This is a genomic window from Streptomyces sp. NPDC002619 (assembly GCF_042889305.1).
GTDB lineage: Bacteria > Actinomycetota > Actinomycetes > Streptomycetales > Streptomycetaceae > Streptomyces.
On the sequence record NZ_JBIAQV010000024.1, the window covers coordinates 23,982 to 45,288 of the forward strand.

The 21,307-nt window shown below is 69.6% G+C and carries 30 protein-coding genes and 1 tRNA gene; 13 read left to right on the top strand and 18 right to left on the bottom strand.

Going from position 1 to position 21,307, the window contains the following annotated elements:
• Window positions 1-13: 13 nt before the first annotated feature.
• The 6 genes from ACFYXB_RS29800 to ACFYXB_RS29825 all read right to left on the bottom strand — a co-directional run bounded on the left by ACFYXB_RS29800 (window position 14) and on the right by ACFYXB_RS29825 (window position 2,534).
• The gene (locus ACFYXB_RS29800) at window positions 14-307 is read right to left on the bottom strand and encodes a Dabb family protein (protein WP_351357000.1); all 294 of its coding nucleotides are present in this window, start codon (window positions 305-307) and stop codon (window positions 14-16) included.
• Window positions 308-318: 11 nt separating this feature from the next.
• Entirely contained in the window at window positions 319-498 is a 180-nt protein-coding gene (locus ACFYXB_RS29805; RefSeq protein ID WP_351357003.1) for a hypothetical protein, read from the bottom strand.
• A 342-nt stretch (window positions 499-840) separates the two neighbouring features.
• Window positions 841-925 (bottom strand) — tRNA-Ser (locus ACFYXB_RS29810).
• A gap of 72 nt (window positions 926-997) precedes the next feature.
• Window positions 998-1,429, bottom strand: coding sequence for a tRNA adenosine(34) deaminase TadA (gene tadA, locus ACFYXB_RS29815; RefSeq protein ID WP_351357024.1), 432 nt, complete (start codon window positions 1,427-1,429; stop codon window positions 998-1,000).
• A gap of 56 nt (window positions 1,430-1,485) precedes the next feature.
• Window positions 1,486-2,025 (bottom strand): hypothetical protein, encoded by a 540-nt coding sequence (locus tag ACFYXB_RS29820; protein WP_351357059.1) that lies wholly within the window; start codon window positions 2,023-2,025, stop codon window positions 1,486-1,488.
• A 299-nt stretch (window positions 2,026-2,324) separates the two neighbouring features.
• Window positions 2,325-2,534, bottom strand: a complete 210-nt coding sequence (locus ACFYXB_RS29825; RefSeq protein ID WP_389587567.1) for a hypothetical protein — start codon at window positions 2,532-2,534, stop codon at window positions 2,325-2,327.
• A gap of 95 nt (window positions 2,535-2,629) precedes the next feature.
• On the opposite strand from ACFYXB_RS29825, the gene upp reads away from it, so the two are divergent.
• Window positions 2,630-3,265 (top strand): uracil phosphoribosyltransferase, encoded by a 636-nt coding sequence (gene upp, locus ACFYXB_RS29830; protein ID WP_351357030.1) that lies wholly within the window; start codon window positions 2,630-2,632, stop codon window positions 3,263-3,265.
• A gap of 54 nt (window positions 3,266-3,319) precedes the next feature.
• Here upp and ACFYXB_RS29835 read toward each other — a convergent pair whose 3' ends face one another.
• Both ACFYXB_RS29835 and ACFYXB_RS29840 read right to left on the bottom strand, forming a co-directional pair.
• Window positions 3,320-3,949: a LytR C-terminal domain-containing protein gene (locus ACFYXB_RS29835; RefSeq protein WP_389587569.1), complete on the bottom strand. Its 630-nt coding sequence runs from the start codon at window positions 3,947-3,949 to the stop codon at window positions 3,320-3,322.
• A 110-nt stretch (window positions 3,950-4,059) separates the two neighbouring features.
• Window positions 4,060-4,356 (bottom strand): type II toxin-antitoxin system VapB family antitoxin, encoded by a 297-nt coding sequence (locus ACFYXB_RS29840; RefSeq protein ID WP_003999914.1) that lies wholly within the window; start codon window positions 4,354-4,356, stop codon window positions 4,060-4,062.
• A gap of 115 nt (window positions 4,357-4,471) precedes the next feature.
• Between ACFYXB_RS29840 and ACFYXB_RS29845 the strand changes: the two genes are divergently transcribed.
• The gene (locus tag ACFYXB_RS29845) at window positions 4,472-6,067 is read left to right on the top strand and encodes a helicase HerA-like domain-containing protein (protein ID WP_389587571.1); all 1,596 of its coding nucleotides are present in this window, start codon (window positions 4,472-4,474) and stop codon (window positions 6,065-6,067) included.
• Window positions 6,068-6,120: 53 nt separating this feature from the next.
• On the opposite strand, the gene ACFYXB_RS29850 is transcribed toward ACFYXB_RS29845, so the two are convergent.
• The 5 genes from ACFYXB_RS29850 to ACFYXB_RS29870 form a co-directional block, all read right to left on the bottom strand.
• The gene (locus ACFYXB_RS29850) at window positions 6,121-6,246 is read right to left on the bottom strand and encodes a hypothetical protein (protein WP_351357038.1); all 126 of its coding nucleotides are present in this window, start codon (window positions 6,244-6,246) and stop codon (window positions 6,121-6,123) included.
• Between the two features lie 48 nt (window positions 6,247-6,294).
• Window positions 6,295-6,603: a hypothetical protein gene (locus ACFYXB_RS29855; RefSeq protein WP_389587574.1), complete on the bottom strand. Its 309-nt coding sequence runs from the start codon at window positions 6,601-6,603 to the stop codon at window positions 6,295-6,297.
• A 79-nt stretch (window positions 6,604-6,682) separates the two neighbouring features.
• Window positions 6,683-7,351 (bottom strand): HdeD family acid-resistance protein, encoded by a 669-nt coding sequence (locus ACFYXB_RS29860; RefSeq protein WP_389587576.1) that lies wholly within the window; start codon window positions 7,349-7,351, stop codon window positions 6,683-6,685.
• Between the two features lie 58 nt (window positions 7,352-7,409).
• Window positions 7,410-7,997, bottom strand: a complete 588-nt coding sequence (locus ACFYXB_RS29865; RefSeq protein WP_389587578.1) for an HhH-GPD-type base excision DNA repair protein — start codon at window positions 7,995-7,997, stop codon at window positions 7,410-7,412.
• A 24-nt stretch (window positions 7,998-8,021) separates the two neighbouring features.
• The gene (locus tag ACFYXB_RS29870) at window positions 8,022-8,591 is read right to left on the bottom strand and encodes an SIP domain-containing protein (RefSeq protein WP_389587580.1); all 570 of its coding nucleotides are present in this window, start codon (window positions 8,589-8,591) and stop codon (window positions 8,022-8,024) included.
• Window positions 8,592-8,760: 169 nt separating this feature from the next.
• On the opposite strand from ACFYXB_RS29870, the gene ACFYXB_RS29875 reads away from it, so the two are divergent.
• Together ACFYXB_RS29875 and ACFYXB_RS29880 are read left to right on the top strand one after the other, a co-directional pair.
• Window positions 8,761-10,476, top strand: a complete 1,716-nt coding sequence (locus tag ACFYXB_RS29875; RefSeq protein ID WP_389587700.1) for a copper resistance CopC/CopD family protein — start codon at window positions 8,761-8,763, stop codon at window positions 10,474-10,476.
• 287 nt (window positions 10,477-10,763) lie between these two features.
• Window positions 10,764-11,114 (top strand): ArsR/SmtB family transcription factor, encoded by a 351-nt coding sequence (locus tag ACFYXB_RS29880; RefSeq protein ID WP_389587582.1) that lies wholly within the window; start codon window positions 10,764-10,766, stop codon window positions 11,112-11,114.
• A gap of 103 nt (window positions 11,115-11,217) precedes the next feature.
• Here ACFYXB_RS29880 and ACFYXB_RS29885 read toward each other — a convergent pair whose 3' ends face one another.
• Together ACFYXB_RS29885 and ACFYXB_RS29890 are read right to left on the bottom strand one after the other, a co-directional pair.
• Entirely contained in the window at window positions 11,218-11,706 is a 489-nt protein-coding gene (locus ACFYXB_RS29885) for an ATP-binding protein (protein ID WP_389587584.1), read from the bottom strand.
• Window positions 11,703-12,041: an ArsR/SmtB family transcription factor gene (locus tag ACFYXB_RS29890; RefSeq protein ID WP_389587586.1), complete on the bottom strand. Its 339-nt coding sequence runs from the start codon at window positions 12,039-12,041 to the stop codon at window positions 11,703-11,705. Before ACFYXB_RS29890 ends, ACFYXB_RS29885 begins: the two co-directional genes overlap by 4 nt.
• Before the next feature lie 243 nt (window positions 12,042-12,284).
• On the opposite strand from ACFYXB_RS29890, the gene ACFYXB_RS29895 reads away from it, so the two are divergent.
• The 4 genes from ACFYXB_RS29895 to ACFYXB_RS29910 are packed head-to-tail and all read left to right on the top strand — an operon-like array spanning window position 12,285 to window position 14,248.
• A complete protein-coding gene (locus ACFYXB_RS29895) occupies window positions 12,285-12,650 on the top strand; it encodes a sortase-dependent protein (protein WP_389587587.1) in 366 nt (121 codons plus the stop codon).
• Window positions 12,647-13,288: a class F sortase gene (locus ACFYXB_RS29900; RefSeq protein ID WP_389587589.1), complete on the top strand. Its 642-nt coding sequence runs from the start codon at window positions 12,647-12,649 to the stop codon at window positions 13,286-13,288. Before ACFYXB_RS29895 ends, ACFYXB_RS29900 begins: the two co-directional genes overlap by 4 nt.
• Entirely contained in the window at window positions 13,285-13,776 is a 492-nt protein-coding gene (locus ACFYXB_RS29905) for an RNA polymerase sigma factor (RefSeq protein ID WP_389587591.1), read from the top strand. The genes ACFYXB_RS29900 and ACFYXB_RS29905 overlap by 4 nt, the downstream gene beginning before the upstream one ends.
• Window positions 13,760-14,248 (top strand): hypothetical protein, encoded by a 489-nt coding sequence (locus ACFYXB_RS29910; protein WP_389587593.1) that lies wholly within the window; start codon window positions 13,760-13,762, stop codon window positions 14,246-14,248. Before ACFYXB_RS29905 ends, ACFYXB_RS29910 begins: the two co-directional genes overlap by 17 nt.
• A gap of 11 nt (window positions 14,249-14,259) precedes the next feature.
• Here the strand turns inward: ACFYXB_RS29910 and ACFYXB_RS29915 are convergent, their stop codons facing one another.
• A complete protein-coding gene (locus tag ACFYXB_RS29915) occupies window positions 14,260-15,297 on the bottom strand; it encodes an aldo/keto reductase (RefSeq protein ID WP_388508857.1) in 1,038 nt (345 codons plus the stop codon).
• Window positions 15,298-15,448: 151 nt separating this feature from the next.
• On the opposite strand from ACFYXB_RS29915, the gene ACFYXB_RS29920 reads away from it, so the two are divergent.
• The 4 genes from ACFYXB_RS29920 (at window position 15,449) to ACFYXB_RS29935 (ending at window position 17,957) form a co-directional block, all read left to right on the top strand.
• Window positions 15,449-16,030 carry a TetR/AcrR family transcriptional regulator gene (locus ACFYXB_RS29920; RefSeq protein WP_389587595.1) on the top strand — a complete coding sequence of 194 codons (582 nt, stop codon included), beginning with the start codon at window positions 15,449-15,451 and terminating at the stop codon, window positions 16,028-16,030.
• 101 nt (window positions 16,031-16,131) lie between these two features.
• Window positions 16,132-16,863 (top strand): NAD(P)H-binding protein, encoded by a 732-nt coding sequence (locus tag ACFYXB_RS29925; protein WP_351353802.1) that lies wholly within the window; start codon window positions 16,132-16,134, stop codon window positions 16,861-16,863.
• Window positions 16,864-16,902: 39 nt separating this feature from the next.
• On the top strand, window positions 16,903-17,355 hold the full coding sequence (locus tag ACFYXB_RS29930) for a cupin domain-containing protein (protein WP_389587597.1): 453 nt from the start codon (window positions 16,903-16,905) through the stop codon (window positions 17,353-17,355).
• A gap of 410 nt (window positions 17,356-17,765) precedes the next feature.
• Window positions 17,766-17,957 carry an AbrB/MazE/SpoVT family DNA-binding domain-containing protein gene (locus ACFYXB_RS29935; protein WP_389587599.1) on the top strand — a complete coding sequence of 64 codons (192 nt, stop codon included), beginning with the start codon at window positions 17,766-17,768 and terminating at the stop codon, window positions 17,955-17,957.
• Here ACFYXB_RS29935 and ACFYXB_RS29940 read toward each other — a convergent pair.
• A complete protein-coding gene (locus tag ACFYXB_RS29940; protein ID WP_389587601.1) occupies window positions 17,932-18,396 on the bottom strand; it encodes a very short patch repair endonuclease in 465 nt (154 codons plus the stop codon). The genes ACFYXB_RS29935 and ACFYXB_RS29940 overlap by 26 nt on opposite strands.
• A gap of 87 nt (window positions 18,397-18,483) precedes the next feature.
• Here ACFYXB_RS29940 and ACFYXB_RS29945 point away from each other — a divergent pair, with 87 nt between their 5' ends.
• Window positions 18,484-19,743, top strand: coding sequence for a DNA cytosine methyltransferase (locus ACFYXB_RS29945; RefSeq protein ID WP_389587603.1), 1,260 nt, complete (start codon window positions 18,484-18,486; stop codon window positions 19,741-19,743).
• Window positions 19,744-19,900: 157 nt separating this feature from the next.
• Here ACFYXB_RS29945 and ACFYXB_RS29950 read toward each other — a convergent pair whose 3' ends face one another.
• Window positions 19,901-20,623 carry an HNH endonuclease gene (locus ACFYXB_RS29950; protein ID WP_389587605.1) on the bottom strand — a complete coding sequence of 241 codons (723 nt, stop codon included), beginning with the start codon at window positions 20,621-20,623 and terminating at the stop codon, window positions 19,901-19,903.
• Between the last annotated feature and the right edge of the window lie 684 nt (window positions 20,624-21,307).

The following is a 21,307-nucleotide window of genomic DNA, read 5'->3' on the forward strand; positions in this document are numbered from 1 at the left end:
TTGGGTGCGGCGCTCAGAACTCGTAGTCGGCGATCACCCACGTGGCGAACTCCCGCCACAGCGCGGTGCCCGCCTGATGCGCCGGGTGTTCGATATAGAGCTTGAGGGCGTCCGTGTCGTCCACCGCCGAGTTGATCGCGTAGTCGTACGCGATGGGGCGGTCGCTCACGTTCCAGCCGCACTCCCAGAAGCGCAGCTCCTCGATCTGGCCGCCGAGCGCCTTGAAGGCCTCGTCGCCGGCGACGACCCGCGGGTCGTCGCGCTCGACGCCCTCGTTCAGCTTGAACAGGACCAAGTGGCGGATCATGGCCTCTTCCCTCAGTTGTGCGCTCCATTGACGACCCAGGTCATGAAGTCGCCGATGGCCTTCGCGGCGTCCGATATGCCCTCGAAGCCTATCTGGACGTAGTCCGCAGCCTTGGCCGGGTCTGTGATGATCACGTACAGCGCGAAGACCACGAGCACGTACACGGCGATCTTCTTGGCATTCACCGCCACCGCGGCCTCCCCTGTGACTGCTGTGCCCCTCGGGACCCCTGTTGCCGGCCGCGAGTTTAGCCCTCACACCTTCTTTAGGGACCAACGGCCCGCTGGCCGAGGTCTTTTGCCGCTCCCGGCGCGGCGGTCCGGAGCCGCAGGATGGAAAGCGACCCCGGCGGACCAGCAGGGCTCCGAGGGGTCGGGGACGGATCCCACTGCGGGGTGCGTGACGCTTACCTTCCCCCGGGGGTGCGGCGCGTACTTGTGGGTCCGTCCCCGTTGCTCTCTACCCAGGGAAGTCCCCGGAACGCGCCCTGGGACGCACGAAGGGCCCCGCCTGACGACGGGGCCCTTCAGAAGCGGTAGCGGAGGGATTTGAACCCTCGGTGACTTGCGCCACACTCGCTTTCGAGGCGAGCTCCTTCGGCCGCTCGGACACGCTACCGAGGGAGACCTTACAGCACAGGGAGCCGTGCTCCGAAATCCGTTTCCCCGCTCAGCTGGCGGTGGCCCGGTGTCACCGGGCCCGGAAGAAATCGGTGAGCAGCCGGGCGCTGTCCTCGGCCAGGACGCCCTCGACGACCTCGGGCCGGTGGTTGAGCCGCCGGTCCCGTACGAGGTCCCACAGGGAGCCGGCCGCGCCCGCCTTCTCGTCGCGGGCGCCGTAGACCACACGGTCCACCCGGGACTGCACGAGCGCGCCCGCGCACATCGTGCAGGGCTCCAGCGTGACGACCAGCGTGCAGCCGGCCAGCCGCCACTCGCCCAGCACGGCAGCGGCCCGCCGCAGCGCGAGCACCTCGGCGTGCGCCGTGGGGTCGCCGGTGGCCTCGCGCTCGTTGTGTCCGCGGGCGAGGACCGTCGTACCGTCCGGGGACAGCACGACGGCGCCGACGGGGACGTCCCCGCCCGGGACGGCCCGCTCGGCCTCGTCCAGGGCGAGCCGCATGGCGGGCCGCCAGCGGTCGCGTACCGGGTCGGGGGTGCCGGCCGTCTGCGATGCGGTCAGCGGACGGTCTCCAGGACCTCCGAGGCGCCCAGGGCCTCGGCGATCGAGCCCAGCGCGTCCTCCGCGTCCAGGGCGCGCAGCTCCTTCTCGCTCACGCCGAGGTCGTCGAGGATCTCGCTGTCGCCCACCGGGCCGTGCGAGACCGCGTCGGCGTCGGCGGCGGGGCCGTCCTCGTCATCGTCGTCGGAGTCGGACTCACCGTCCTCGGTGCCGTCGAGGTCGAGGGCGTCCAGGTCGGCGCCGTCCGAGCCGGGCTCGCGGCCGAGCAGTTCGTCCGTGAGCAGCAGCTCGCCGTACGCGCTGCGGGCGGCGGCGGCGGCGTCCGAGACGTAGATGCGGGGGTCGTCCTCACCATCGATGCGGACGACGCCGAACCAGGCGTCCTCCTGCTCGATCAGGACGAGCACCGTGTCCTCGTCGGGAGTGGCTTCCCGGGCCAGGTCAGCCAGATCCGACAGGGTCTCCACATCGTCGAGCTCTGTGTCGCTCGCTTCCCACCCGTCTTCGGTGCGCGCGAGCAGTGCGGCGAAGTACACCGTGACTCTCCCACTGGTCATAGGCGTGCCGGTTGGGGGTCCCCCCGGCGGAGGTTCTGGGCGGGGAGAGCTTTGCTCCGAGCCCACCCACTCGGAATCGTGGCAGAAACAAGGCCTCCAGGGGACGTCTTCGGCTCCCTGTGTCCGGCAGTTTTGATCGCACGTATGCAAAGACGTATCCACGCGTCCGTGCCGAAATCACCAGCGCACTTGTTGCCGCCACCAGCGGATCGTACGCGGCTTTCCGCGACGCCCACGCATGGCCTCACCGTGAACGTCCCGAGGGTCGGGGATCTTCCCTACCAGCGGAACGTGCGCATGCGCAGCGCGTGCCGCAGCCGGGCCGCCTTCGTGCGGCGTGGCTGGACGCGGTCGCGCAGCTCGCGCGCCTCGGCGAGTTCGCGCAGGAACCGGGCCCGGCGGCGCCGGCGATCGGCGTCCGACTCCGGGGATCCGCGCCCGGCGGCCCCGTTCGCGCCGTCGGGATCGCGGGCAGGCAGCTCAGGCATCGGCTCACCCTCCCAGTCCGTGCCTCCCACTTTCCCCCGGACAGGCGGTTTGATGCCAGCGCGAGGTGCGGGGAAGCGCAGCTACTGTTATGGACATGCGTCTCCACGTCGTCGACCACCCCCTGGTCGCCCACAAGCTCACCACCCTGCGCGACCGGCGCACCGACTCCGCGACCTTCCGCCGGCTCGCCGACGAACTGGTCACCCTGCTGGCCTACGAGGCCACCCGCGACGTGCGGACCGAACAGGTCGACATCACGACGCCGGTCGAGAGCACCACCGGCGTCAAGCTGTCCTACCCGCGCCCGCTGGTCGTGCCGATCCTGCGCGCCGGACTCGGCATGCTGGACGGCATGGTCCGGCTGCTGCCGACCGCCGAGGTGGGCTTCCTCGGCATGATCCGCAACGAGGAGACGCTGCAGGCGTCCACGTACGCCACGCGCATGCCGGAGGACCTCTCGGGCCGCCAGGTGTACGTCCTGGACCCGATGCTCGCCACCGGCGGCACGCTCGTCGCGGCGATCCAGGAGCTGATCAAGCGCGGCGCGGACGACGTGACCGCGGTGGTCCTGCTGGCCGCTCCCGAGGGCGTCGAGCTGATGGAACGCGAACTGGCGGGCACCCCGGTCACGGTGGTCACGGCCGCGGTCGACGACCACCTCAACGAGCACGGCTACATCGTCCCGGGCCTCGGCGACGCGGGCGACCGGCTGTACGGGGCGGCGGAGTAACACCGCCCGGTCCGCGCGGCAGTGGGGCGTGCCCGCGCCGTGGCCGTGCGGACCTCAGCACCCCTTCTTCAGGGCGCCCGTCGGCTCAGGCGCCGTCAGCCTGGTCAGGGCTCTGTCCGCGTCCGGCTTCGTCTCCAGGGACTTGAACGCGTTGCCCAGGATGAGGTCGAGGGCGGGGCCCTTGCGGCCGGCGTCCGTGCGGCGCTCGGCCGTGGCCAGCTGCGTGGCGAGGACCGGCAGCGAGGTGTTGAGGGACGTGGTGGGGCCGAGCAGCATGCCGGTGCCCTTGATCTTCTTGTCGAACTCCGCCGGCGCGTTGCCGACGTCGCCGATCTTGAAGCCGCGCTTCTTCAGCTCGTCCGCCGTGTTCTTGGCGAGCCCGGTGCGGGGCGTGGCGTTGTAGACGTTCACCGTGATCTTCGCGGGGGCGGGGAGCGCCACGGCCGGGCGGGCGGAGGCGCTCGCCTTGGCCGGGCACGCCTTGGTGCCGGCCGTCGCCTTCTTGCCGCCGGTGAAGACGTCGATGAGCTGCAGGGTCCCCCAGCCGATCAGGCCCAGCGCGGCGACAGAGGCCAGCAGCCCGAACGCGAGCCGTCCGCGTCGCCGGGGAGGTCGCATTCGCGGGTATTTGTCCCCCGTGATCCGGTACTTGCCGCCCATGCCCGGGGGAGTCAGCATGCTCATGGGCGCAGCGTAGTGCGCCGGGGCGGCCGTGCCTACTAGATGATCATTCGACAGCGCCCAGGAGAACCCGAAAGGGTCAAGCCTTTACCGGAGCGTGTCCGCAGGGAACGTCAGTCCAGCTCGAGCACGCGCGCGTGGAGCACCTGGCGCTGCTGGAGCGCGGCGCGGACGGCGCGGTGAAGGCCGTCCTCGAGATACAGGTCGCCCTGCCACTTCACGACGTGCGCGAAGAGGTCGCCGTAGAAGGTCGAGTCCTCGGCGAGGAGGGTCTCCAGGTCGAGCTGCCCCTTGGTCGTCACGAGCTGATCGAGGCGGACCGGGCGCGGCGCGACGTCCGCCCACTGCCGGGTGCTTTCCCGGCCGTGGTCGGGGTACGGTCGGCCGTTTCCGATGCGCTTGAAGATCACACGGAAAGCCTACCGGTCAACACGTTCCGGGCGCAGCCGTGGCGGCCGAGTGCGACGCTGGAAAGAGCGTGACAAACAGGAAAAAAACAGGTCGAAGTGCGAACAGGGGTCCGAGATGAGTGACAGCGAGACCGTGCCTCCGGCCGCCGCTCCCGAGGCGCCTGGAAGCGCTCCCGCTCTCCCCGCGGGCGCCCTGGAGATCGCCGCCGGCTACGCCTTCACCGGCCCGGCCCTCGATCTGGGCGCCCTGATGTGGGACGGGCAGTGCCACCCCGACGCACTGATCCGCATCCCGCTGTCCGTGCTCAACCGGCACGGCCTGGTCGCGGGTGCCACCGGCACCGGCAAGACCAAGACGCTCCAACTCATCGCCGAGCAACTCTCGGCGCAGGGCGTGCCCGTCTTCATGGCGGACATCAAGGGCGACCTGTCCGGGGTCTCGGCGCCCGGCGACCCGAACGACAAGGTGCGGGGCCGGGCGGCCGAGGTGCACCAGCAGTGGTCGCCGACCGGCTTCCCCGCCGAGTTCTACGCGCTCGGCGGCATGGGGCACGGCATCCCGGTCCGGGCCACCGTCACCAGCTTCGGCCCGGTGCTGCTGTCCAAGGTGCTCCAGCTCAACCAGACCCAGGAGCAGTCCCTCGGCCTGATCTTCCACTACGCCGACACCAAGGGCCTGGAGCTGATCGACCTCAAGGACCTCAGGGCCGTCGTCGCCTTCCTGACGTCGGACGAGGGCAAGGCCGAGCTGAAGAACATCGGCGGCCTGTCGACCGCCACGGCCGGGGTGATCCTGCGTTCCCTGACCGCGTTCGAGGCACAGGGCATGGCGCCGTTCTTCGGGGAGCCGGAGTTCGACACGAGCGAATTCCTGCGTATGGCGGACGGGCGGGGCATCGTCTCCGTCCTCGAACTGCCCGCCGTCCAGGACAAGCCGCAGCTCTTCTCGACGTTCCTGATGTGGCTGCTCGCCGACCTCTTCCACGACCTGCCCGAGGTCGGTGACGCCGACAAGCCGAAGCTGGTCTTCTTCTTCGACGAGGCGCATCTGCTGTTCAACGACGCGTCCAAGGCGTTCCTCGACTCGATCACGCAGACCGTACGGCTCATCCGCTCCAAGGGCGTCGGTGTCTTCTTCGTGACGCAGACCCCGAAGGACGTGCCGTCCGACGTCCTCGCGCAGCTCGGCAACCGCGTCCAGCACGCCCTGCGCGCCTTCACGCCCGACGACCAGAAGGCCCTGAAGGCCACGGTGAAGACCTTCCCGAACTCCGGGTACGACCTGGAGGAACTGCTCACCGGCCTCGGCACCGGCGAGGCCGTGGTGACCGTACTGAGCGAGAAGGGCGCTCCGACGCCGGTCGCCGCGACGCGGCTGCGCGCGCCGGAGTCCCTGATGGGTCCGGTCGACGGTGCCGCGCTGGAAGCGGCGGTGCAGGCGTCCCCCCTCTTCGGCCGTTATGCACAGGCTGTGGACCGTGAGTCGGCGTACGAGAAGCTGACGGCCGCCGCCGAGCACGGGGCCAAGGGGCCCGACGAGATGAAGGCCCAGGCGAAGCGCGAGACCTCCAAGGCGGGCAAGGAGGAGCCGTCGCTCGTCGAACAGGTCGTCGGCAGCGGGATGTTCAAGTCCCTCGCCCGGTCGGTGGGCACGCAGCTCGGCCGCGAGATCACCCGCTCGCTCTTCGGCACGTCGAGCAGGCGGCGGTGAGCACGTTCCGCTGCTTGCGGTGAGCCGGGCGCGCCGAGCGCCCGGCTCACGTATCAACCGCGTTCGCGCCGCACGGTTTGCTGCTGCGGCTTCGGCTTGTTCACCTGCGACTTCGGCGTGCTGCGCAGGGCCTCCGCGCGCAGCAGGGCGCGCAGGACGGCGTATGGGTCTGAAGGCATGACTTCTGTGCTCCTTGCGTCGGACTGACGGACCTCGTGCGAGGTCTGTCAGCAGCGCAGGACCACGGATCGCAGGGTGTGCAGTGCGTACGGCGGCTTCGGCGGCGCGGGGAGCGGGTGACCCTCGGGAGCGGCGGGCGCCGGGGCGGGCGCGGGACGCGCGGGTACGAGTCGCTCGTGATCGGCGCGGGACGGTGGCCGCAGGACCGTGTCGAGGACGCCGTACTCGGCGACGTCACCCGCCACCACATGCACCGCGTGCACCTCGGTGTGGGTGCCCGGCACCAGCAGGGCGAGCAGCAGCACGAGCGCCCGCAGCCAGGCGCGGCCGCGCGGGAGGCTCGGTGCGGTGCTCATGGAAGGTCGTCTCCCCGGCGAGTGCTGTGCATTCATCGCGGCGGTCCGGAGAACCGCTCGCACGGGCTACGGACGGCGCTCACACCTCGCGCGGCACCTGCTTGGTGCGGCCGCTGATGCGGAACGCGGTGATGATCTCGGCGATGCCGACCGCGATCAGCCAGATGCCGGCCACCAGGGTGAGTACGGCGACCGACTCGAAGGGCGAGTCGATCAGCACGATGCCGGCGACGAAGGTGACGATCCCGAGGAAGATCTGCCAGCCGCGCGCGGGCATGGAGCTGTCGGAGAGGGCGGCCAGGGTCTGCGTGATCCCGCGGATCAGCCAGCCGATGCCGATCCACAGGGCGAGCAGCAGGATCGACTGCATGGGCCCGCGGAAGCAGAACAGGCCCAGCACGATCGACAGCGCGCCGCTGATGAAGGCCAGCACACGCAGTGAGGTCGCCTTGTGCGTGCCGAAGGCGGAGACCAGCTGGAAGACGCCGCTGACCAGCAGATAGACGCCGAAGAGTACGCCGGCGGCGAGCAGGGACGCGCCCGGCCAGACCAGGACGAGGACGCCCAGGATCAGGGACGCGATGCCGGTGAGCAGCACGACCTGCCAGGCCGCGCGGGACAGCGCGTGCAGGGGGCCTTCGAACGGCGGCTCGGGCTCATGGTGTCCGGGCGCCTCCCGCGTGGCATGGACCTTACGGTCGTCGAACTCGCGCCCCTCGGGGGACCCGCTGTTGGGTGGCTCGGTCATGCCCCATGTTTTGACCAGCGGGCCGCCACCCGCCAGTTGACGCGGGCCAGCCGGATGACTAGGCCTTCTTCGCCGCCTTCGCGGCCGCCTTCATCTCTTGTTTGTGTGCGCGCACCTTGGCCAGTGACTCGGGGCCGGTGATGTCGGCGACGGACCGGAAGGACTTCGTCTCGCCGTACACGCCCGCCGCCTCCCGCCAGCCCTTGGGCCGTACGCCGAGCTGTTTGCCGAGCAGGGCCAGGAAGATCTGCGCCTTCTGCTTGCCGAAGCCGGGCAGGGCCTCAAGGCGCTTCAGCAGCTCAGCCCCGCTGTCGACGTCCTGCCAGATGGCCTCGGCGTTCCCGTCGTAGTGCTCGGCGACGTACTGGCACAACTGCTGAATGCGCTTCGCCATCGAGCCCGGATAGCGGTGTACGGCCGGCTTCTCCGAGAGCAGCGCGGCGAAGGCCTCCGGGTCGTGTACGGCGATCTCGTGCGCGTCCAGATCGTCCGCGCCGAGCCGCTCGGCAATGGTCGCCGGTCCCTTGAACGCCCACTCCATCGGAACCTGCTGGTCCAGCAGCATCCCGGTGAGCGCGGCGAGCGCGCTGCGCCCGAGCAGAGCGTCGGCGTCGGGATCCTGGGCCAGGTGCACAGTCACGTCCATGGGTCGATGATCCCGCGCGCGGGATCAGGTCGCGCGCCAGTACCCGAGTGCGTGCACCCGCTGCTTCGGTACGGCGAGTTCCTTGCGGACGTACGACGCGAGGGCCCGGGTCGTGGTCGTGTCGCAGGCGATCCAGACGTACGGGTGCGGGGTGGACGCCAGGAGTTCGGGGAGTTCCGCGCGGACGCGTTCGACCAGGTGGGCGCCCGCGTCGCGGCGCGGTACCTCGCGTATCTCGTGCCGGGTCGGGTCCGCGTGGCAGGGGAGGCCGGACAGGGTGACCTCGAACCAGATGGTCGCCGGGGTCGAACCGAGCGTGTCCAGCAGCGAGGTGGGGGTGCGGCGCGCCTGCGCGACCGGCTCCTCGCCTGCGGGACCGGACGGCGCGCTGTCCGGCTGGTCCACGGCGCTGCTGTCGGCCTGCGCGTCGTACGTCCTGCTCGGCCTGGACCGCCGCCGGGTCGTCGTCGACCCGACGTGCGCAACGACAAGGCCGTCGCCCGCTTCCTCAAGCAGGGCTTCGTACCGGGACCGGTAGTCGTTCTCCCCGAAGTGGACCTGCCCGACGTCTACTTGCCCGAAAAGCGTGCCCAACTGGCCTTCCTCACCCGGGAGGCGGCCTTCCCGAGCTCGCCTGCGAGATGAGCACGGCGGCGCATCCGTCCGTACGTATCGGGGGCGGGCGGCGCGAGCACGGAGACGGAGCGGTGACGTGGGCGAAGAGCACAACGCGTACGGCGGACCCCGGCGACTGCGCGGGCTCGTGCTGCTCGGCGCCGTACTGGCCCTGCTCCTGATCGGCTCGGCCGCCCCCGCCTCCGCGCACGCCGCCCTCCGCGCCACCGACCCCGCCGACGGAGCCGTCCTCGAGTCGGCCCCCGCCCACCTCACCCTCACCTTCACCGAGTCCGTCGGCCTGCTCGACGACTCCTTCCGCGTGTACGACCCCGACAACCACCGGATCAGCACCGGCGAACCGGAACACGCCCCCGGCCGCTCCGACAGCGCCCGGGTCAGCCTGCCGGGCAAGTTGCGCACCGGCACCTTCACCGTGGCCTGGCGGGTCGTCTCGGCGGACAGCCACCCGGTCTCCGGTGCCTTCACCTTCTCCGTCGGGAAACCCTCCCCGACCACGGTGAACGTGAGCTCCGGCCCGGTCGAGAACGCCGTCACCGGCAGCCTGTACGACATCGCGCGCTACGTCGCCTACCTCGCCGTCGCCCTGCTCATCGGCGCGGCCGCCTTCCTGGCCCTCTGCCGCCCACCGGACCCCAAGCCGCTGCGCACCCCGCTGCTGGCGGGCTGGTGGGCGCTGCTCGGCTCGACCGTGGTCCTCCTGCTGCTGCGCGCCCCGTACGAGGCGGGCACGGGACCGGCGTCGGTCCTCGACCCCGCCGCCCTCGCCCGCACGGCCACCGGCCGCCCGGGACTGGCGCTGCTGACGCGCCTTGCCCTGCTGCTCGTGGCGGGCGCGCTGCTGCCGTGGCTGCGACGCCGGTCCCGCCCGGCGCTCGCCACGGGCGCCGCGACCGCCGTCGCCCTTGCCCTCACCTGGGCCGCCGCCGAACACGCCTCCGCCGGCCTCCAGGTGCCGGTGGCGATGGCCTCTACCGTGCTGCACCTGCTGGCGATGGCGGTGTGGCTTGGCGGTCTGACGGCGCTGCTCAGCACGTTGTACCGGTCGTCGGACGTGCTTCCCGTGTCCGTGGTCACCCGCTTCTCCCGCCTCGCCTTCGCCTCCGTGACCGTCCTGGTCGTCACCGGCGTCTACCAGTCCTGGCGCGGCCTCGGCTCCTGGAACGCGCTCACCGACACGTCGTACGGCCGGATCCTCCTCGTCAAACTGGCCGCGGTGGCTGTGCTGTTGGGGGCCGCGGGCCAGTCCCGGCGGTGGACGGCGCGGCTGGCGGAGGCGAAGAACGCCGTGCGGGTGCGGGTACCGGAGCCGGTCGGTGGGCCGCCGCCGGTGCCCGAGCCGCTTCCCGAGCCCCCAGCGCCGTACCGCCGCGCCCTGCGTCGCTCCGTGCTCGCCGAAGTCGCGGTCGGCGTAACCGTATTGGTGATCACGACCCTGCTGACCGGCACCCTGCCGGGCCGGGCCGCTGCCGAGGCGTCCGCCGCGGGCACGACCACCGGGATCCCGGCCGCGTCCGTCACGACGGTCCCCTTCGCCGTCGGCGCCGCGGGCGGCAAGGTGCAGGTCACGCTGGACCCCGGCCGGGTGGGCCGGAACTCCGTGGAGGCCGTCGTCTTCGGTCCCGACGGAGGTCTCGCCGCCGTCCCCGAACTCCGCGTCTCCTTCACCCTCCCCGCCCGGAAGATCGGCCCGATCGACGCCAAGGTGCGCGACAAGGGCGGCTATTGGGGCACGGACTCCCTCGACCTGCCGATCCCCGGCACCTGGACGATGAAGGTGACGGTCCGGGTGTCGGAGGTGGACCAGGTGACCGTGCCGAAGCGGGTGAAGATCGCACGCTAGCCCCGCGAGCGAAGCGAGATGGGGGTCCCCCGGCCGAAGGGCTGGGGGAGAGTCGTCAAGGACTCCGTCGGCAACGTCCTCCAGGACGGCGACAGTGAGTTGCCAATGTCAGCAATTCCCGAGGTCGTCAGTGCTGTGCAGGGGCGGCCCCGTTCCTCGAGTGCGGGTTCGGCTGCGTCGTTCCCGCACGCGAGGATGGGTCGCATGTTCCTGACGAGTGGGTGGATGCGATGCGCCGAGGTCCGGTCGGCGGGACCGTGCTGTTGTGCCGGGGAGGGGACGGCACGGTGAGTACTCCGCTGTACCAGATGAAGGCCGAGTTCTTCAAAACCCTCGGTCACCCCGCTCGCATACGCGCCCTGGAGCTGCTGAGCGAGCGCGAGCACGCGGTCGCCGAGATGCTGCCCGAGGTCGGCATCGAGCCCGCCCACCTCTCCCAGCAGCTGGCCGTGCTGCGCCGGGCCAACCTCGTCAGGACCCGCAAGGAGGGCTCGAACGTCTACTACTCGCTGACCAGCCCGCACGTCGCCGAGCTGCTGCGGGTGGCGCGCACGATCCTCTCCGGCGTGCTGGCCGGACAGACCGAGCTGCTGGCCGACCTCCAGGCCGCGCAGGGAGAGCGGAAACCGCCGTCGTAGTGGCGGCCGCTCCTGTACGACCGTGTCGCAACCGTGCGACGGCTGCGAGACAGGCCGCCGCGACCCGTTCCGGGGCCGATCGGCCCTTTGTGCCGCGCCCCCCTCATCGGCGACGCGACGACGGCACGGCGAACCGTACGAGGACGACCTTGCCGTCGTGGTCGACGCCGGGCTCGGCGCTGACGTCACCGCCGTACTCAACGGCCAGCTCGGCCACCATCCGCAGCCCCGCCCCCATGCCCGCCGCGCTGAGGTCCGGCAGCCGGGGCTCCGCGTCCGCGACACCGACGACCAGCTGCCCGGCCGCCGCGGTCACCCCGACGTCGATCACGGGTGAACGGGGCGCGTGCCGCAGCGCGTTGGTGACCAGCTCGCTGACCACCAGCAACACCGCGTCCGCGAAGGCCGAGTCCAGCGGGACACCCGCCGGGGGCAGGGCCTGTGCCACCGCCTCCCTGGCCCGCCGTACGGCCTCCGGGCCCACCTCCACCGAGGCGACGTGCCGGCGCACGGGCGGCAGGACGTGCTCGACCGCCGCGGCCGGCTTCCCCTTCCGCCACGGCAGCCGGAAGCCCCCGAGCCCACCACTCATCCCGCGGTCCCCGCCTCGCGCAGCTCGTCCAGCAGGTCCTGACGGCCGGACAGCAGGACGGCCAGGATCCGGCGTGCGGCGGCAAGGAGTTCGGCGACGTCACCGCCGGCCAGCTCGTACACCACCGTCGCTCCGGTGCGGGTCGCGGTCACGATGCCCGAGCGGCGCAGCACGGCCAGCTGCTGCGAGAGGCTCGACGGCTCGACCTCGATCGCCGCAAGGAGCTCGCGCACCGGCATCGGCCCTGCCTGCAACAGCTCCAGCACCCGGATGCGCACCGGATGCCCCAGCATCCGGAAGAACTCCGCCTTCGCCTCGTACAGCGGCACCTGCATCCGGATCGCCTCCCCGTCCACTCCCCGCGCCGCCGCAGGGCGACAACTAGTGAATTGAAGAACTCTTCAAGTGCCTTCAATTCTAGCGGCGGAGACGGTGGAGACCGCAGCAGCGACGATGACCGGCTTTGCCGTCTCTTTGCAACCCGCCCCACCGCCGCCTCGTCTCTCCGCTCGATCCGCACGATCCGCAACCCAGCCCTCCCCCACGCATCGGGCGGGCCGACGAAAGAGAGCGATTCCATGCGCCGAACTGTCCTCAGCGCCGCGGCACTCGCGTGCACCGCCGTCCTGGCGGCCACCGTGCCCGCGTTCGCCGACGGGTCGACCCCGGCCCCCACCGCCGCCCCGACCCGGGCGAGCGACACCCCGAGCCCCGTTCCCACCACCGCCGAGCCGACCCGCGCGCCCAGCGCCGCCCCCACCCGCGCCCCGGGCCGCGGCCAGGTCTCCGTCGTGCCGAGCGGCGCCCCCGACACCGGAGTCGTGGCGGTGTCCTCGGACTCCGGCTCCACGGGCGGACTCTTCGGCGGGGGAGCCGCCGCGCTGCTGGCCGTGGCCGGCGGGACCGTCCTCGTCGTACGTCGCCGGCGGGCGACCGGAGCATGACCCAGCCGCTCTCCAGGCGGGCGTTCACGGCCGGCGCACTGGCCGCGCTGCTCACGGGCTGCGGGGCCCACGCCGACCGAGGGCCCACGGCCGGGGCACCCGCGGACGGCGGCCCTTCAGGGAGTCCGTCCGTCAAGTCGCCGCATCCTGTGGGACGTTCGGTCCCCGTCGGCCTGCGGATCCCGGCCATCGGGGTCGACACCCCGCTGCTACGGCTCGGGCTGGCGGCCGACGGCGCGGTGCAGGTGCCGCCCGTCACGGCCCACGACCGCGCGGGCTGGTACCGGTACTCGCCGACCCCGGGTCAGACCGGCCCGTCGGTCGTCCTCGGCCATGTCACGGTCGGCGCCTACGGGGACGGCGTCTTCCGCCACCTCGCGGCGCTGCGCCGGGGCGACCGGATCGAGGCGCGCCTGGAGAACGGCACGACGCCGGTGTTCACAGTCACCGCCGTACGGACGGTGGCCAAGGCCGACTTCCCGGCGGACGACGTGTACGGGGACGTGGACCGTCCGGAGCTGCGCCTCGTCACGTGCGGCGGACCGCGTACCGGCGACGGTTACCTGGACAACGTGATCGTGTTCGCCGTACTGAGCGACAGTGATGTCCTCACGCCCCTCGACCATGGAGAGCGGTGAAAAGGTCCCGCGAGAGTGCGGCGTCCGAACTGTTCGCCGCCCTCTACCCGCGCCTCGCCGGCTGGTGCCGCCGTCTCGTCGACGACGACGAGACGGCGCACGAGATCGCCTCGGAGGCGTTCACGAGGCTGTGGGCCCGGTGGACGTCCGTGGACGAGCCGCGCGGTTTCCTCTTCGTCACGGCGGCCAACCTGGTCCGCGACCACTGGCGCAAGCTGGAGCGCGAACGCAGGGCCGTACGCCGCGCCACGACGGAGGCCGTGGTGCGCCCGCACCCGGAACAGACGGATCCCTCGGTACGACTCCTGGTCCAGTCACTGCCGGACCGGCTCCGCATCCCGATCCTTCTCCATTACTACGCCGACATGCCGATCCGGGAGGTGTCCGTGCTGACCGGACGCAAGGAAGGAACCGTCAAGGCCGACCTGCACGCGGCCCGCGAACTGCTCCGCGTCCACCTGAGGAGAAGCCTTGACCACACGCTTTGACGACGAACCGGAGTTCGCGGCCGACGACCCCCTCACGGTGCTCCTCGGCCCGCCCACAGCCGAGTTCCTGGCTCCGCCCCCCGGCAGCTACGACACGATCCGCCGCACGGCGAAACGCCGCCGCCTGCTGCGTGCGGCGGCGGGAGCGGCGGCAACCTGCGCAACGGCCCTGGTCATCGCTCTTCCCCTCCACCTGGCGACCTCACCGGCCCTCACACGCCCCACCGTCCCGCTGGCCCCACCGTCGGCGCCCACGACGAGCCCGCCTCCCACTTCCACCCCCACCCACCCACCGTCCCCGGCCCCGTCCGCACCGACTCCGACGGACAACTCCCGTACGGAGAACCCACGAACGGACAACACCCGCACACCTGGTCGTTCGACGCCCCCGCCCCGCGAGCCGTCGGCACGCCCGACCTCCGTGTCGGCGGTCCCGACCTCCGTCAGGACAACCGGCGGGAGATCGGGCTGACGTGACTGAGGTCAGCGCCGACGGGAGGCGGCGTCCAGCGCCGACGTACTCGTGTTCCAGTTGTTGTCGGCGATGTTGATGGTGTGTCCGGGCGGCACGATCTCGTCGATGCGGTCGAGCACGTCGCTCGACAGCTCGATGCCGTCGGCCGCCAGGTAGGACTCGAGGTGCTCCATGGTTCGCGGGCCGACGATCGCGGAGGTGACCGCCGGGTGGCGGGTGACGAACGCGAGCGCCATCTGGATGAGCGTGAGCCCGGCCTCGTCGGCGAGCGCCCCGAGGGCGTCTGCGGCGTCGAGCTTGGCCGCGTTCGCGGGGGACGTCGTGTCGTAGGCGGCGGCGAAACGGCTCCGGCGGACCTCCGAACCCGGTCCGGTGATGTCCCTGTCCTTGCGGTAGCGGCCGGTCAGCCAGCCGCCGGCCAGCGGACTGTAGGTCAGCACGCCCATCCCGTACCGCCGGCAGGTCGGCAGCACGTCGTACTCGATCGCACGGGTCAGGAGGGAGTACGGGGGCTGCTCGGTGCGGAAGCGTTCGCGGCCTCGGCGCTCGGCGGTCCACTGCGCCTCGACGATCTCGGAGGCGGCGACTGTCGACGCGCCGAACATCCGGATCTTCCCGGCGTGGACCAGATCGGACAGGACGCCCAGGGTCTCGTCGATGTCGACGGCCGCGTCGAGGCGGTGGACCTGGTAGAGGTCGATCCAGTCGGTCCCCAGCCGGCGCAGCGAGCCCTCGACCGCCTGCGTGATCCAACGCCGGGACGTGCCACGCTGGTTGGGGTCGTCGCCGAACGGCAGGCTGCCCTTCGTGGCGAGTACGACGTTGTCGCGCCGTCCGCCGGCGAGCGCCTCTCCCACGATCTGTTCCGACTCCCCGGCGGAGTAGAAGTCGGCGGTGTCGACGAAGTTGATCCCGGCGTCGAGCGCGCGGTGGACGATCTTGATCGAGTCGTCGTGATCGGTGTTGCCGAAGGCGCCGAACATCATCGCGCCGAGGCACAACTGGCTGACGGAGACGCCGGTGCGTCCGAGAGGGCGGTACTCCATGATGGCTCCTCAAGTCACCGCGAATCGGTCGCGGCGGGTGTGTGGAAGCGGCAGGTGAACAGAAGCTGCAGATGGGTAGAATCAGGCCCCGAATGGAAACGGATAACCTGTCCGTTTCAACGTACCGGATAACCTATCCACTTAGGAAGTCATGGCCTCGGACCAGCTGCCCTCGCCGTCGAGACGTGCCGACGCCGAACGCAACCGCGACAAGATCCTCGCGGCCGCCCGCGCCGCGTTCGCCGAGCCCGGGGCCCAGGTGTCGATGGCCGAGATCTCACGGCGCGCCGGCGTCGGCATGGCGACGCTCTACCGCAACTTCCCCGGCCGCCGAGAACTCCTGGAGGCCCTCTACACCGACGAGGTCGACGCCCTGTGCGAGGCGGCGAAGACCGTCGGCGGCGAGACGCAGGGCGCGGTGTTCATCGCCTGGCTGCACCGCTTCTTCGCCTACTTCAACAGCAAGCACGAGATCGCCACCGAGCTGCTCGCGCAGTCCGGCAGCGACAACCCCGTCTTCAGCGAGAACCGCCACCGGGTGCTGGCCACCGGCCGACCGCTCCTCGTCGCGGCGCAGGAGGCGCACGAGATCCGTGACGACCTCACCCTCGAGCAGATCGGCGACATGGTCATCGCCATCGCCACGATTCACGGCGACGCCGACCACGTCGAGCCGATCCTGCGGGCCGCGCTCGACGGACTGCGCCCGATGGGCGACGCGGAACCTGCCTAGGGCTCGGGCTCGGATCGGTCACCGGGCCCGAGTGCGCCGCGCACCCTACCGTCGCAGTCTGGAGGCCTGACCTATCGGCGAGCGAGGCAAGGGGAGCGATGATGAAGTTCGCAGTCATGGGCGGTACGGGCCTGATCGGGTCGCAGGTCGTGAAGAAGCTGAACGCGGCCGGACACGAGGCCGTACCGCACTCCATGTCCACGGGTGTCGACGTGATCACGGGCAAGGGCGTGGAGGAGGCCCTGGCCGGAGCCGACGTCCTCGTCAATCTGACGAACTCCCCGACCTTCGACGACGCCTCCCCGGCGTTCTTCCAGACCTCGATGGACAACCTGCTGACCGCCGCCCAGAAGGCCGGGGTCGGGCACGCTGTCGTCCTCTCGATCGTCGGCGCGGACCAGGTGCCCGGCCTCGACTACTACCGGGCCAAGACCCTCCAGGAGGACCTCCTCAAGGCCGGGCCGATCCCGTACTCGATCGTCCGGGTGACGCAGTTCATGGAGTTCATGAACGCGGTTCTGTCCTGGACCACCGAGGGCGACACCGTCCGCCTGCCCAGCACCCCGATCCAGCCGATCGCGGCGCGGGACGTCGCGGACGCCGTGGCCGAAGTCGCCGCAGGCACTCCGGTGAACGGCACGGTGAACGTCGCGGGACCCGACGTCTTCTCCCTCGACGACCTCGGCCGGATCACCCTGGAAGCCCATCCCGACGGCCGCACGGTCGTCACCGACGACACCGCGGGCATGTTCGCAGCGGTCCCCGGCGATGCCCTGATCGCCAAGGGCGAGGTCCGCACAGCCCCCACCCATTACGCCGACTGGCTCTCCTGAACCACCGAGCCACCACTGATCCCGTCACTGGAGGCCACCATGTCGAACGATGAGCCGACGGCAGCCGGCACCGGCACGGAGAGCCGACCCCGCTCGGAGGCATGGAAGACGGCGCTCACCCTTCTCCAGTCGGCGAAACCGCCGTTCGTTCCGGAGGGCGCGGAAGCCGTGACGGCCCTCGTCCAGTTCCCTCCCGGCGACCCCGGCACCCCACCGCACCGCCACTCGGGACCCGCCTTCGGCTACATGCTGGAGGGGGAGATGCTCTTCGAGGTGGAGGGCGAGCCGGAGCGGGTGATCAAGGCCGGCGAGACCTTCTGGGAGCCGGGCGGCGACGTCATCCACTACCAGGACGGAAACAACCGCTCGGACACCTGGAGCCGCTTCCTGCTCACGATGATGTGTGCCCCGGGCCGGCCGATGCTCACCCTGGTGGACGAGGAGGAACTGGCGCAGCGCCGACACCTGCGCGCGCCTCGCCCGGGCACCTGACGGGGGACGGAACACCGAAAAGGAAACGCTGTGACGGAAAACGTCGAAGGGCCCCACCATTCACGGTGGGGCCCTTCGACAACGTGCCCGGTGAGGCACTGGCGGAGGATACGAGATTCGAACTCGTGAGGGGTTGCCCCCAACACGCTTTCCAAGTGTGCTCGCGTCCCTTGGAGGGCCGTACGGACCCGTTCACCTGCATCTACGTGGGCTCGTCGCATTGAAGCCTGACCGGCGCCGGTACTCATCCGGACGGGAAGGTACGCCTGCGAATGAGACCAGAACTGAGACCAGGGACCGGGACCGGCTTTGTTCGGCCGTGGGAAATCGAACATGCTTGGCCGAGTGGCCTGACCTGTAACGTCACCTGTTGCTTGCGACGGCGACCGCGGCATAGGAGGCTCTGTTCCGTGCTCAGGGAACCCATCCAGCTGACCATCGCAGAAGACGGCTCGGTCGTACTCCCCCTTGGGGTGCTCGCCGAGGCGGGGCTATCGCCTGGGAGCTCCGTGCTGGCCTACAGCAATGGCGATGGCAGGATCGTGCTGCGCAGGGCAGAGGACGCGGAACAGGACCTCATCCAGTTCGGGCGCCTCGATTAGCCGGGGCAGCGGCGTCGACAGCTGTGATGATGCGCTCTACGGCCTCCTTTGGAGCCTCGTGCTCCCACACGCGGACAACGGTCCACCCTGCGGCAGCCAGGGCCTCGTCGGCGACCCTGTCCCGGGCAACGTTGCGCTCTAGCTTTGGCCCCCAGTAGCCCCCGTTAACGCCAGGCTGCCGACCGTGCTCGGGGCAGCAGTGCCAGAAACACCCATCCACAAAGACTGCCACTCGGGCGCGCGTGAAGACGATGTCTGGCCGCGGCCGCGTACCTTCCAGCTGCAAGCGGACATCAACGCGGTATCGCTTCCCTGCGGCGTGAAGCAGGGAGCGGATGGTTCGCTCGGGCTTGGTGTCCCGCCGCTTGATCGCGGCCATGTTGCGCGAGCGGCCGGGAGTCGGCGGCGTCGACGCTGCGGGGTCACTGTTGAGGGCCATCGGTTACACCGTAGCCAACACTGTCAGACCCTCGGTGTTTGATGCGTCAGGATGGTAGACCTGTGCAATCGACCTGGAGGTACGAGCGTGGCTGATCTGACGGCCGTGGAAATCTGCGCGGGCGCTGGGGGCCAGTCGCTCGGCCTGGAGCTGGCAGGCTTCGACCATGCACTCGCCGTCGAGCTCGATGAGAACGCGGTGAACACTCTCAAGAAGAACCGCCCGCACTGGGACGTGCGGCACGGCGACGTGGCTGACGAGGGGATCTGGAACCCTAAGGAGTTTCCCGACATCGACCTGCTCGCTGGCGGAGTTCCCTGCCCCCCGTTCTCCATCGCTGGTAAGCAGCTCGGTGCCACCGACGAGCGGGACCTATTCGCGTGGGCCGTCGAACTTGCCGGAAGGATGCAGCCGAGGGCTGTTCTCTTGGAGAACGTTCGAGGGCTTTCAATGCCGCGCTTCTCCGCGTACCGCCAGCACGTAAAGGACCGCCTGAAGGAACTCGGGTACTGGTCCGACTGGAAGCTTCTACAGGCTAGTGACTACGGGGTACCGCAACTACGTCCCCGTTTCGTCCTAGTCGCGCTGCGCAACGAAGATGCTCCCTGGTTCGATTGGCCTGAAGAAACGGCCTATAAAGGCACAGTCGGAACAGCTCTATTTGATCTGATGAAAGCGGATGGCTGGCCTGGTGCTGAGAAATGGAGAGACAAGGCGAAGGGAATTGCGCCCACTATCGTGGGCGGCTCGAAGAAACACGGCGGAGCAGATCTTGGTCCGACTCGCGCTAAGGCTGCTTGGCGTACCCTCGGCGTAGACGCGATGGGTGTTGCCGATGCCCCGCCGAACAAGTCGCGCCCTATCGATTTTCTGCCCAAGCTCACGACGGAAATGGTTGCGCGCATTCAGGGCTGGGGAATTGAGCCAGAGTACGCCTGGGAATTCACGGGCCGTAAGACGGCGAAGTATAGGCAGATCGGCAACGCCTTTCCCCCACCAGTGGCTAGGGCGGTTGGTACGTCGATCGCCAACGCGTTGAACCATAAGAGCCAGCCAAAGGACCTGTCCGAGGTAGAGAACGAGGTCATGCATGACCGGCTCTACCTGGCCTTGAAGAACGCGCCAGCTCCACTCACGGAGAAAGAGCTCGTCAAGCTGGCAGGAGAGAAGATTGATTCCCCCACCTTCGAGCGCCGGATGGCCATGCTCGCAAGAGACTTCGTAATCGACGAGGATGACCAGCTTGGTGGCCGCGCGTACCGGCTCGTAGGCTTCAAGGGATTTATAGGGCAGGAAGGCCACGAGCGGCACGCACGCTTTGCTGAGATGCGATCCCGGATCAGCTGACTGTTACGCCGATAGGTGAAATCCTGCCGCTGGAGGCCAGATCGAGCGGCAGGTCGCTGATGTCCCGCTTCCACCGATCAACCCGTGACCGGTTCCAATCTCGCCCGCTATCTGAGAACCTGTGGTGTCGAGGTTATCCGGCATGTGGAGCGCAATGTCAGCTCTCAAGTGCCTCTTTCAAGCGCTCGTGCAATTCTTCGCGACTGGCGCCTGGGAGCTGCCGGAAGATGGCCCAGACCTGCTCGGCCTTGTCAAAATCGCGAGCGTCAGCCGTCATCCAATGTAGCAGCCGGGTCTTGTCGCGCTTGGGGAGCTCTACGATCTGGTCCCAAACGCGCTCCGCGTCGACCTGGACTCCCGTGAGGTGCCGAACCGTTTCGTTGCACCTTGCACATTCGGTGACAAGATCCTTGGCCGTGGCCGCAGAACCTAGCTTGTGGGGATTCACGTGGCCCGTGGTAAGGCGGGCTTCTTCGTGGGGGGGCTCAAGGTAGATTTCTCCGGCCGTGATGCCGCATCGTACGCAACGGTGCTTATCTCGCTCGAAGACCTCTCGACGTACCTTCGTGCTGATCGCACGGAGTCCAGCGGTCCTGTACTGCTTCTGCCAGACAGGAAGCCCAACTTTCTCCAGGTGAAGTATCTCCGCCCCGGCGACCTGCTTGTCGCGGTAAGTTTTGATCACCCATCCGGCGGGGCGCAGGTCGCGCATACGCCGGTCTACCTGCTCGACGCCAGGAATGGCCTCTCTGAGCCTCTGCTTCGTGAACTCGTTGCCCTCGCCGACCATTGACACGAGCCAGGCTGAGACACGCACCCTCGCCCCAATGCTCGTGTCTCGCCAGTCAGGGAACTCCGGGTCGTTCTGCCAGTCGATCACAGCACCGCCTCGTCTCCGCTTCGCCCCACCCGCGGGCAACCATGCCCTCTGAGTTCCGTCAGCGAAGATGCTAGCGATCTTTAGTAGTTGGTGGGTCAGGAGCGTCGGCTCTCGCCCGGGGCGGTTCCGGACGGCGCGCGCCGCTGCGGCGTAGCGGGATCACGAGGTCTTGAGTCGGGGCTTTGGTGGCAGTTGCTCAACTTCGTAGTCGTTGATCCAGCCAGCTTGCTTCAGCCCATCTGCTGAGTATCGGGCTGCGTACTCGGACTCGTACCTCGCTGAACTCGTGCGATACGGGACCAGACCGCTGGAGCCGTCTCGCCTGTAACCCCAGTACGCAGTGTCCCCACTCGCGAAGCTAGTGACGATGATCCACTCTTCTGCGCTCATGTGACTAGCGTACGAATAGATGCAGTTGGCCACGCACGACTCCGCGAAACGCACGCGGTCGGCGGAACGACTTTGGCCGGGAGCTGCTTTGGCGCGAGTGATCATGGCCCCGTAAGCTTCCGGCGCGTCGGGCAGTCTGTGGACCTGCCCGGTAAAGCACGACGTTGGGGCCATGATCTTCGAGGCTCGCGCCAAAGTGGCTGGCTAAAGTCGTGGAGCCGACCGCCCCAGCCACAGCGGGTTTTCCTTCTCGCCAGCATGCACGCAGCGCGCCGCCGGGCGCGGCCAGCCGGG